The organism is Hominisplanchenecus faecis (assembly GCF_020687205.1).
Classification (GTDB): domain Bacteria; phylum Bacillota; class Clostridia; order Lachnospirales; family Lachnospiraceae; genus Hominisplanchenecus; species Hominisplanchenecus faecis.
In genome coordinates, this window is sequence record NZ_JAJEQE010000089.1 from 1 (window position 1) to 3,089 (window position 3,089).

A 3,089-nucleotide genomic window follows, 5' to 3' on the forward strand; every position below is an offset into this window, starting at 1 on the left:
ACGCCTGTGGAGATAGTAGGTTACGAGGTCTGCGAAGCAGGAAGCCCATTGGCTTTAGACAATGGGTAGTTCACAAAGACAACAAAATATTTTATAATGACAGGAGAAAAAGATGACAAATGAGTTTTCAGAAAATCTTTCCCTGAATGATGTGAAAGCACGTTATGATGCACAATGTAAGCGTGTATTGAGCCAGAAAGAGTTACATATGAGCGATCAGCTCGGAAAGGAGATGCATTTGATGTGTAATTTATCGGATTTAGTAGAAGAACATGGAATTCAGCAGGGAATGAAACGTGGAGTCCAGAGTGGAATTTAGCGGGGAAGAAAATATGGCATGGAAGAAAAAAGCCGGGAAATTGCAAAAAAGCTCCTGAAACTTGGAACTATGTCAGAAGAAGAGATTTTGCAGGTGACGGAAATTTCGAAAGAGCAGCTGGATAAAATCAAAGAGACTTTGTAGTACAAAAATTATTTTAAAAACTTGCATTGACTTTGCAATTATTGTAAGGTTTATCATAAAGCAACAAATGGCAGAATAAAACGTTGCCGGACATGGAAAGGAGCTTTAGATAGCCTTATGGAAAAAAATCTTACCTCGGGCAGTGTCTTAAAGAACATCGTGTACTTTTCACTGCCCTATTTATTATCTTACTTTTTACAGACGCTTTACGGAATGGCGGATCTTTTTATCATAGGACAGTTTGAAGGCGTGGCAGATACGACCGCTGTCTCAATCGGCAGCCAGGTCATGCACATGCTCACGGTTATGATCGTGGGACTTGCGATGGGAACGACCGTCAGCATCGGTCAGGCGATCGGAGCAAACGACAAGAGGAGGGCGGCAAATGCCATCGGAAATACGGTCACACTGTTTGCTGTGGTGGCGGCAGGCATGTTTGCCATCCTTCTGCTTCTGGTGAATCCGATCCTTCAGGTTATGTCCACGCCACAGGAAGCCGTGGCAGGTACTAGGATCTACCTTACGATCTGTTTTGTCGGCATTCCGTTTATCATCGCTTACAATGTGATCAGTTCGATTTTTCGCGGGCTCGGTGATTCAAAAAGTCCGATGTACTTTATCGCCATCGCCTGCGTGATTAACATTGCCCTTGACTATCTGTTTATGGGAGCTTTTCACATGGGAGCTGCCGGGGCGGCACTTGGAACGACACTGTCTCAGGCGGTCAGCGTTGTGATCTCGCTTTTTATGATTCGGAAAAAGAAGATGGGGATTGCCCTGAAAAAGCAGAATCTCCGGCCGAAAAGGCGAGTGATGGGACAGATTCTGAACATCGGCGTGCCGGTGGCACTTCAGGATGGGTTTATCCAGGTCGCATTTCTTGTTATTACGATCATCGCCAACCGTCGAGGATTAAACCAGGCGGCAGCCGTCGGTATTGTGGAAAAGATCATCAGTTTTCTGTTTCTTGTGCCATCCTCGATGCTTTCTTCCGTGTCAGCACTGGCGGCACAGAATATCGGTGCCGGAAAGCACGACCGTGCCAGAGAGACGCTTCACTACGCTCTGCTGATCGCCGGCGGATTCGGCATTTTTATCGCAATCCTGATCCAGTTTATCGCATCACCGGTCGTTGGAGTGTTTACATCCGATCAGACTGTGATCGCATTTGGAAGCCAGTACATATGCGGTTATATTTTTGACTGCTTTTTTGCCGGGATCCATTTCTGCTTCAGCGGTTACTTCTGTGCTTACGGAAAGTCCGGGATTTCCTTTTTCCACAACATCGTTGCGATCCTGTGCGTGCGAATCCCGGGAGCTTACCTGACCTCAAAATGGTTCCCACAGACCCTTTTCCCGATGGGGATCGCGACTGCCTGCGGTTCTTTGCTCTCAGCACTGATCTGCGTGGCGGCATTCGTCTGGCTAAAACAGCATAAAAGATTGCAGAATGTGCAGACAGCAGATAGCACAGTGAGAGTTTCAAAAAAGCATAGATCAGATGTAAGATAACACGTTGTTTATGAATGGCAGAAAGCAGGATAAGCATGGAAGAAGAAAAATTATTTCGCATTGGAGATGTGGCAAAAATGTTCCATATCAGCACCGGGACGCTTCGTCATTATGAGCGGATTGGGATTATCGTCCCGGAGTTTATCGAGGAAAAAAGCAGTTACCGTTACTATGGTATCCGCCAGTTTGAGGTGCTCAATACGATCCGCTATCTGCGGGTGCTCGATATGCCGCTGGAGCAGATTGCAGATTTCCTCGCCAACCGCGACATTCAGGTGATCGAAGAAAAACTGCAAAATCAAAAAGAGATGATTCGGGAAAAGAAGCGTCAGCTGGAGGTCATAGAACGGAAAATCGACCACAGAATCCATCAGATCCAGGATGCGGCCTCATCGAAGCTGGATGAGATCCGCATGCAGCAGACCAAAGCCTGCCGGATCGTCTGGATCCGGGACAGCCTGAAGATCCATTCGCATCTGGATCTGGAATATGCGATCCGCCGTCTGGAAAAAGACCAGCCGGATTCTCTGACCTTCCTTGGAAAAGTGGGTGTTGGCATATCCGAAGAAAAGCTGGAAAACGGTCAACTGGATGCTTATGACCGGGTATTTCTGGTGCTGGATGACGAAGAAAACTACCAGGGTGAAGTCGAGCAGTTGCCGGATACCCTGAGCGTATCGATCCGCTTCTGCGGCGGACATCAGGAGGCAGAAAAATATTATCGGAAACTTCTCTCCTATATCAAAGAACATCAGCTCAAAATCGCAGGATTCTCCAGAGAGATCACCCTCATCGACTATGGGATCACAAATGACACCGGAAAATTTGTGACCGAAATTCTGATTCCGGTATGTGAAAATTAGAAAAAATCAAGCCGCAAAATTACGCCTGTGAACGTGCAGCATGGTTTATGGCTTGTTCCTAAAAAACTATTTAGAAAAAATTCTAAATAGTGATTGACAACGGGAAAACAGAGTGATATATATAAAGTAATTAGAAAATTTTCTAAATAGCTGGAAAGGAGGAATTTATAAGTAACTAAATATATTGCTTAATATGGTTAAATGTGTTTAAATATACCTATGGAGGTATTATTATGAACACGCCAAATATC

The 3,089-nt window shown here is 45.4% G+C and carries 4 protein-coding genes; all 4 read left to right on the forward strand.

What is annotated here, in order from left to right:
- Positions 1–112 precede the first annotated feature (112 nt).
- The 4 genes from LKD42_RS14840 to LKD42_RS14850 all read left to right on the forward strand — a co-directional run bounded on the left by LKD42_RS14840 (position 113) and on the right by LKD42_RS14850 (position 2,838).
- On the forward strand, positions 113–319 hold the full coding sequence (locus tag LKD42_RS14840) for a hypothetical protein (protein ID WP_173866145.1): 207 nt from the start codon (positions 113–115) through the stop codon (positions 317–319).
- An 18-nt stretch (positions 320–337) separates the two neighbouring features.
- A complete protein-coding gene (locus LKD42_RS15160) occupies positions 338–463 on the forward strand; it encodes a hypothetical protein (RefSeq protein WP_283095028.1) in 126 nt (41 codons plus the stop codon).
- A gap of 117 nt (positions 464–580) precedes the next feature.
- The gene (locus LKD42_RS14845; protein ID WP_248836144.1) at positions 581–1,975 is read left to right on the forward strand and encodes an MATE family efflux transporter; all 1,395 of its coding nucleotides are present in this window, start codon (positions 581–583) and stop codon (positions 1,973–1,975) included.
- Between the two features lie 35 nt (positions 1,976–2,010).
- Positions 2,011–2,838, forward strand: coding sequence for a MerR family transcriptional regulator (locus tag LKD42_RS14850; protein ID WP_248836145.1), 828 nt, complete (start codon positions 2,011–2,013; stop codon positions 2,836–2,838).
- Positions 2,839–3,089: the final 251 nt, after the last annotated feature.

Coding starts and splice junctions, on each gene's coding strand:
- LKD42_RS14840 (WP_173866145.1), top strand. CDS start 113: ATGACAAATGAGTTTTCAGAAAATCTTTCCCTGAATGATGTGAAAGCA.
- LKD42_RS15160 (WP_283095028.1), top strand. CDS start 338: ATGGAAGAAAAAAGCCGGGAAATTGCAAAAAAGCTCCTGAAACTTGGA.
- LKD42_RS14845 (WP_248836144.1), top strand. CDS start 581: ATGGAAAAAAATCTTACCTCGGGCAGTGTCTTAAAGAACATCGTGTAC.
- LKD42_RS14850 (WP_248836145.1), top strand. CDS start 2,011: ATGGAAGAAGAAAAATTATTTCGCATTGGAGATGTGGCAAAAATGTTC.